A 7125-nucleotide genomic window follows, 5' to 3' on the forward strand; every position below is an offset into this window, starting at 1 on the left:
CCACGAGGCGAAGCAGAGCAAAAACAACAAGCCCAACACACGCCCAGCCCCCCGCCGGCCCCGCGCCGCGCCCGCCGCGTCGACCCCACAGCACCCCCCCCACGCGGGCCGCCGCGAGGCGAAGCCGAGCACAAAACAACAAGACCGACACACCCCCACCCCCCCCACGGACCCGCGCCGCCCTCGGCCCGTCCACACCACAGCAACCCACCCCCGGGGCCCGCGGGTGGCGAAGCCCCCGCACCGCGAGGCGAAGCCGAGCACAAAACGAAGACGGCGACGCGGCCCGCGCATTCCGCGGGCACACGTCGCCTGTCGTCGTCGTGGAGATGGCGGGAATCGAACCCGCGTCCAACGAAGTGGAAGGAGGGCTTCTCCGAGCGCAGTCCGCTGCGATTTTCTCAGCCCCGGAGATCACACGGACAAGTCTCCGACGGGCTCAGTCACTGTGAAGTGTCCCGTCAGCCCCCGTGACCGAGGCTAACGGTGGAGTCCCCTAGCTGATACCAGGACCCGGGGCGGGGACGCACCCGGACTGGCACTTCGCAAGTCGCTGCTCAGGCAGCGAGGGCGAAGGAATCGCGCTTGGTATTGGCGATTATTTTTTTGCGACATATGGTTAACGAGATCATTGCCGCTTCCTCGGCTCGCTTCCCCTGCTTCGACATCCGCTGTCGAAACCGATCATCCCCATGTTCACTTGAGAACCTGGCACCCGGCCGGAGCCGTGAGCGCCGTTGCCCAGTATACGTCAGGCCCGCTGCCTGCGGCGAGTCGCCGACATCACGCGCTCCGCCTCCCGCCGGTCCTGCTTCTCGCGGAGCGTCTGCCGCTTGTCGAACTCCCGCTTGCCCCGTGCCAGCGCGATCTCGACCTTGGCCCGGCCCTCCTTGAAGTAGAGGGCGAGCGGCACCAGCGTGAGGCCCGACTCCTTGGTCTTGCCGATCAGCTTGTCCAGCTCGGAGCGGTGCAGCAGCAGCTTCCGCTTGCGGCGCGCGCTGTGGTTGGTCCAGGTGCCCTGCGCGTACTCCGGGATGTGGACGTTGTGCAGCCACGCCTCGCCGCCGTCGAGCTGGGCGAAGCCGTCGGCCAGCGACGCGCGGCCCTGCCGCAGCGACTTGACCTCGGTGCCGGTCAGTACCAGACCGCACTCGTACGTATCCAGAATGTGATAGTCGTGCCGCGCGCGCTTGTTCTGGGCGATCATCTTGCGCGCCGGCTCATTCCCCTTAGCCATGACCTGTCCACTGTACTGGCTGGGCCGCGTCGTGGCCTCCGGGTTACGGGACGGTGTCCAGGCCCGCCAGCACCGTCCGCGCCTCGGCCTCCGCGTCGCCGCCCGGCTCCACGACGAGGTCGGGAACGATCCCGTCGTCGTCCACCGTCCGCCCCGACGGGGTCACATAGCGCCCGACGGTCAGCTCCGCCACCGACCCGTCCGGCTGCTCGCTCGGCATCTGGACGCTGCCCTTGCCGAACGTCCGCGAGCCGACGATCACCGCGCGGTTGCGGTCCTGGAGGGCGCCGGTCAGCATCTCGGCCGAGCTCATCGTGCCGCCGTCCACGAGGACGACCAGCGGCGTCCGGGTGTCGCCGCCCGGGTCCGCGTGCAGCGCGTGCTCCGTCCCGCGCACCTCGTAGGTGGCGACGAGGCCCCCGTCGAGGAAGGCGGAGGCGGCGTCGGCCGCCTCGGTCAGCAGCCCCCCGGCGTTCCCCCGCAGGTCGAGCAGGATGACGTCGCCCGGCTCCACGGCGTCCACCGCCGCGCGCACCCGCTCCGCCGAGCCCCGGGTGAACGCGCCGACGTGGATGCGGGTGACCCCCGGCTCCTCCCGGGCGACGGTCACGGGCTCGACCGAGAGCCTGGCCCGTTCCACCTCGACCTCCCAGGAGCCGCCGTCGCGCACCACGCCGAGCAGGACCGTGCTGCCCGGCCCCGCGTGCTCCTCGCGGTCGCTGCCGCGCAGGCGGCCCACCGCGTCGGTGACGGGCTGGCCGTCGAGTCCCGCGCCGTCGATGGTGCGGATCTCGTCGCCCGGCAGGATGCCCGCGTGCTCGGCGGGGCTGTCCTCGTGGACCTCGCTGACCTCGATCCGGCCGTCCGCGGTGCGGACCACGGCTATCCCGGTCCCGACGTACTCGCCCTCCAGGCTCCTGGCGACCGCCGCGTACTCCTCCGGCGAGTACGCGGTGGCCCACCTGTCCCCGCTGCGGCTCACCAACTGGCCCGCGTCACCGCCCGATTCGTGGCCGCCGGCGTACTCGGGCCACGAGCCGGTGGCCGCCCCGGTGATCAGGACACCCGCGAAGACGCACGTCAGGGCAGCCCCGCGCCGCAGAGGGCGACGGGACGAAATGTCGTGACACGGACGGGACATGCTGCGGAGTGTAGGACACATACCGGGGGCGTATGGGAGACGAACGAGGGAGCGCGGCGGGTAAAAATCACATCTGCTTTACACCTTCAAGTACTTGCGCAGCGCGAAGAAAGCTGCAATGGACGGCATCAACGCCCCCACCGCCAGCACGAACGGCAGCACCGAGATCACGGCGTCCCAGCCGACGAAGTCGATCACCGAGATCTCGTTGGCCAGGAAGTTGTTGATGGCGAAGTACTTGACCCCGATCAGCAGCACGCAGGCCAGCACCGCGCCCAGCACGCCCGCGATCGTCGCCTCCAGGATGAACGGGAGCTGGATGTAGAAGCTGGAGGCGCCCACCAGCCGCATGATCCCGGTTTCCCGCCGACGGCTGAACGCGGAGACGCGCACCGTGTTGACGATCAGCAGCAGCGCCACCACGAGCATGAGGGCCATCAGGCCGAGGGCCGCGTAGTTGACGCCGTTGAGCAGGTTGAACAGCGGCTCCAGCGTCGACCGCTGGTCGCGCACCGACTGCACGCCGTCGCGCCCGGCGAACGCCGACGAGATCACGTCGTACTTGGTCGGGTCGGTCAGCTTGACGCGGAACGACTCCTGCATCTGGTCGGGCGTGACCACGGCCGCGATGGGGGAGTCCCGCTGCTGCTCCTGGTAGTGCTCGAACGCCTGCTCGGAGGACTCGTAGTAGACCTCGTCCACCAGGGCGTACTCGCCCAGTTCGGCGTCGATCTGCTCCTTCTGCTCCTCGGTCACCGCGCCCCGGGCGCAGTTGGGGTCGCCGGAGTCCGCGTCGTTGGCGTTGCAGAGGAATATTGACACCTCGACCCGGTCGTACCAGTAGTCCTCCATGCTGTTGACCTGCTCGCGGGCGAGCAGCGAGCCGCCGAGCAGGGCCAGCGAGAGGGCCACGGAAACGATGACGGCGAGGGTCATCGTGACATTGCGGCGGAGACCGACGCCGATCTCCGACAGGACGAAGTGGGCGCGCATGGCGTCCTTTCAGTCAGTGCTGGTAGCCGTAGACGCCGCGGGCCTGGTCACGGACGAGGCGACCTCGTTCAAGCTCGATCACGCGCTTGCGCATCTGGTCAACGATCTGGGCGTCGTGGGTCGCCATGACCACGGTGGTGCCCGTGCGGTTGATGCGGTCCAGGAGCTTCATGATGCCCACGGAGGTCTGCGGGTCGAGGTTGCCCGTCGGCTCGTCGGCGATCAGCAGCATCGGCCGGTTGACGAACGCGCGGGCGATCGCGACGCGTTGCTGCTCACCACCGGACAACTCGCCCGGCATGCGGTCGTCCTTGCCCCCGAGCCCGACGAGGTCGAGGACCTCGGGAACGGTCTTGCGGATCTGGCCGCGGGACTTGCCGATGACCTCGAGGGCGAACGCCACGTTCTCGCCGACGGTCTTGTTCGGCAGCAGGCGGAAGTCCTGGAAGACCGTGCCCAGCTGGCGGCGGACCTGCGGCACCTTCCAGTTGGACAGCCGCGCGAGGTCCTTGCCCAGCACGTGAACGGTGCCGACGCTGGCACGCTCCTCGCGCAGTATCAGCCGCAGGAAGGTCGACTTCCCGGAGCCGGAGGAGCCGACGAGGAAGACGAACTCGCCTCGTTCGATCTCCAGCGAGACATCGTGCAGGGCCGGCGCGGTCTGCCGGGGATACGTCTTGGAGACGTTGTCGAATCGGATCACGGTTACACCATGTCGGGGCTGGGTACAGGGAGGAGGCTCCCCCCTCGCTGGGGCAGACCCTACGCGAAGCGGCGTGTGATCCGCAGGCACCGTTCCAAGCCGCCCCCTTTGTCCCGGTCTTTGTCCTGGCCCGACCTCTGCCGCCGTCCGGGTTCTGCGCTTCGCGCCGGACCCTGGCACAGTAGGGAGCGAGGGGGAGATGAGAGGAGACGATCGCATGACCGCCGACTGGCTGGTGTGCGCGAACTGCGCGGGGAGGGTGAGCGAGGGCCGCTGTGCCGTCTGCCGGGCCGAGCTGGCCCGGCTCCGCGAGGAGCGCGGCCCCTGGGCCCACCTCAGCAGCCCGGCTGCGCTGGTCGCCCTGCTGCTGACGCTGGCGGCCGTGGCCTTCCTGGTGACGCGGCCCGCATGAGGCGTTCCGCCCCGGGGCATTCCACCTGAGACATCGCACCTGAGACATTGCACACGGACAACGGGCCCGGAGCAACGGAATGCTCCGGGCCCGTCACGTTGTGCTACGGACTGCCGAACCGCGATCAGGCGGGAGTGGCGCCGCCCTTGTTGATCAGACGCGGCAGGTAGCGGAAGCCCACACCGCCGGCGATCATGGTGGCAGCACCGATGATCAGGAGCGTCTGGTTCGTCGAGGAGCCGGTCTCGGCGAGCTCGCCCTCGTCCTCCTCGGGAGCGGTGATGTCCTCGGTCGGGTCATCCTGCTCGATGGGGCTGCTGCTGCCCTCGGTGTCGGGGTCGAGCCCACCGCTGGTGGAGCCACCCTCGTTCACACCCTGGACGCTGCCGCCCTCGTCGGTGCCACCTTCGTCCGTACCGCCCTCGTCGGTGCCACCTTCGTCGGTGCCACCCTCATCGGTGCCACCTTCGTCCGTGCCACCCTCGTCCGTGCCACCTTCGTCGGTGCCACCCTCATCGGTGCCACCTTCGTCCGTGCCACCCTCGTCGGTACCGCCCTCGTCGGTACCGCCCTCGTCGGTGCCACCCTCATCGGTGCCACCTTCGTCCGTACCGCCCTCGTCCGTGCCACCTTCGTCGGTGCCACCTTCGTCCGTGCCACCCTCGTCGCCGCCGCCCTCGGCGCCCTCGACAAGGCCGACGATGCCGCCGTCAGCGCCACCGGCGATGCCGACGATGCTGTTCTGCTCCGCAGCCGGCTTCGAGGTCTTCTGCGCCGGGTCGTTCGCCGAAGCGGTTCCGACGACAGCGAGCGAGGCCCCCGCGGCGAAGACCGCCGCCGCGGCCACGCGCGCCATGTTGGCCCGGGTCTTGGGACTGGCCATGTATCCACTACCCCCTGTAGCTGTTCGTTTGAGTGACAAGGTCCCGTCTGGGGCAGCCTCACGCAAGGGCAAAGCGGGCCGCAGGAGGTCGGTGACGTACATCCACGACCCTCGCGCAACACGCACCCCAGATCACAGGCATGCCAGGCGAACAGCTTTCCCCGTGAACCGACAGCCGTCAAGCAGGATGTCCGCTAAATACCGGCTCGCCGGTGGAAGTTGCGTGAAGGTTACTTCTCGCGCTGTTTGCGCCAGCGGATTCCCGCTTCGAGGAAGTCGTCGATATCGCCGTCCAAAACGGACTGGGGGTTTCCGACTTCGTGTTCGGTGCGCAGGTCCTTGACCATCTGGTACGGCTGAAGTACGTAGCTGCGCATCTGGTTCCCCCAGGAGTTGCCCCCGTCGCCCTTCAGCGCGTCCATCTTCGCCTGCTCCTGGGCCCGTTGGTGGGCGAGCAGCCGGGACTGGAGGACGCGCATGGCGGCCGCCCGGTTCTGGATCTGGGACTTCTCGTTCTGGCAGGAGACGACGATCCCGGTCGGCAGGTGGGTCATCCGCACCGCGGAGTCCGTGGTGTTGACGGACTGTCCGCCGGGCCCCGAGGAGCGGAAGACGTCCACGCGGATCTCGTTCTCCGGGATCTCGATGTGGTCGGTCTGCTCCACCACGGGCAGGACCTCGACACCCGCGAACGACGTCTGGCGGCGGCCCTGGTTGTCGAAGGGGGAGATGCGGACCATGCGGTGGGTGCCCTGCTCGACGGAGAGCGTGCCGTACGCGTAGGGCGCCTTGACCGCGAACGTGGTCGACTTGATCCCGGCCTCCTCGGCGTAGGAGGTGTCCAGGATCTCCGTCGCATACCCGCGGCGCTCCGCCCAGCGCAGGTACATGCGCTGGAGCTGCTCCGCGAAGTCCGCGGCGTCCACGCCGCCGGCCTCGGCGCGGATGGAGATCATGGCCTCGCGCTGGTCGTACTCGCCCGACAGCAGCGTGCGGACCTCCAGCTCGGCGACCGCCTTGCGGACCGCGTCGAGCTCCGTCTCCGCCTCGCGGCGGGCGTCGGCGTCGCTCTCCGACTCGGCCAGCTCGAAGAGCACCTCGACGTCCTCGATGCGGCTGTGCAGCTCCTCGGTCTTGCGCAGCTGCCCCTGGAGCAGGGACAGCCGGCTGGTGACCCGCTGGGCGCTCTCGGGGTCGTCCCAGAGAGTCGGCGCCGCTGCCTGCTCCTCGAGCACGGCGATGTCCGCCCTCAGCCGGTCGAGGTCGATCACGGCCTCGATCGACTCCATGGTGGAGGTGAGGGACTTCAGAGCTTCGGAAACGTCGACGACTGCCACGACCCCAGCGTAACCGCTGGGCGTCAGGGGACACCCGGCTCGTCCGGCTCCTCGACCCCGGGAGCGCCGCTGTCCCCGCTCCCGCCGTCCTCCCCGCCCGAGAACAGCAGCCAGCCGCCCAGCGCGCTCGCGCCCAGCAGCCCGGCCGCGGTCACCGCCAGCCTGCGCTTGCGGCGGGCGGCGGCGCCGTGCTTGGCGGAGCCCGCCCGGGGCTGCCCCGCGGCGCGGATGACGCGGGCGGTGCCGTGGGCGCCGCCGGCCAGCTCCTCGGCGTCGGGGACGCGCATCCTGGTGTGCGTGGCCCGCTCCGAGTCGGGGGCGGCGCCGCGCACCAGCGGGACGGCCGCGCGGCCGGCGGCGGACGCCCCGCCGGCGGCGGGGTGGGCGGCGCCGGCCGGGTCGGGCTCGGTCTCGGGGAC

7 protein-coding genes, 1 other RNA gene and 1 pseudogene are annotated in these 7125 nt (G+C 69.9%); 2 read left to right on the forward strand and 7 right to left on the reverse strand.

All coding sequences use genetic code 11. From position 1 onward, the window contains the following. Window positions 1-321 precede the first annotated feature (321 nt). The 5 genes from ssrA to ftsE form a co-directional block, all read right to left on the reverse strand. Window positions 322-692, reverse strand: a transfer-messenger RNA (tmRNA) gene (gene ssrA / locus ADY01_RS36410). Between the two features lie 59 nt (window positions 693-751). Next, window positions 752-1237: an SsrA-binding protein SmpB gene (smpB, locus tag ADY01_RS30265; RefSeq protein WP_049579845.1), complete on the reverse strand. Its 486-nt coding sequence runs from the start codon at window positions 1235-1237 to the stop codon at window positions 752-754. 43 nt (window positions 1238-1280) lie between these two features. Continuing rightward, a complete protein-coding gene (locus ADY01_RS30270; RefSeq protein ID WP_049579848.1) occupies window positions 1281-2378 on the reverse strand; it encodes a S41 family peptidase in 1098 nt (365 codons plus the stop codon). Between the two features lie 78 nt (window positions 2379-2456). Further along, window positions 2457-3371, reverse strand: a complete 915-nt coding sequence (ftsX, locus tag ADY01_RS30275) for a permease-like cell division protein FtsX (protein WP_049579850.1) — start codon at window positions 3369-3371, stop codon at window positions 2457-2459. A gap of 13 nt (window positions 3372-3384) precedes the next feature. Further along, window positions 3385-4074, reverse strand: a complete 690-nt coding sequence (gene ftsE / locus ADY01_RS30280) for a cell division ATP-binding protein FtsE (protein ID WP_049579852.1) — start codon at window positions 4072-4074, stop codon at window positions 3385-3387. Between the two features lie 217 nt (window positions 4075-4291). On the opposite strand from ftsE, the gene ADY01_RS30285 reads away from it, so the two are divergent. Both ADY01_RS30285 and ADY01_RS41940 read left to right on the forward strand, forming a co-directional pair. Continuing rightward, window positions 4292-4486, forward strand: a complete 195-nt coding sequence (locus ADY01_RS30285) for a hypothetical protein (RefSeq protein ID WP_049579853.1) — start codon at window positions 4292-4294, stop codon at window positions 4484-4486. Between the two features lie 79 nt (window positions 4487-4565). After that, the gene (locus ADY01_RS41940) at window positions 4566-5405 is read left to right on the forward strand and encodes a pentapeptide repeat-containing protein (protein WP_078900748.1); all 840 of its coding nucleotides are present in this window, start codon (window positions 4566-4568) and stop codon (window positions 5403-5405) included. A 194-nt stretch (window positions 5406-5599) separates the two neighbouring features. Here the strand turns inward: ADY01_RS41940 and prfB are convergent, their stop codons facing one another. Continuing rightward, window positions 5600-6706: a peptide chain release factor 2 gene (prfB, locus tag ADY01_RS30295; RefSeq protein WP_049579855.1), complete on the reverse strand. Its 1107-nt coding sequence runs from the start codon at window positions 6704-6706 to the stop codon at window positions 5600-5602. A 23-nt stretch (window positions 6707-6729) separates the two neighbouring features. Next, window positions 6730-7125: pseudogene (locus ADY01_RS30300) on the reverse strand (serine/threonine protein kinase); the annotation flags it as partial.

This window comes from Streptomyces sp. SBT349, from assembly GCF_001083795.1.
In the GTDB taxonomy this organism is placed as follows: domain Bacteria; phylum Actinomycetota; class Actinomycetes; order Streptomycetales; family Streptomycetaceae; genus Streptomyces.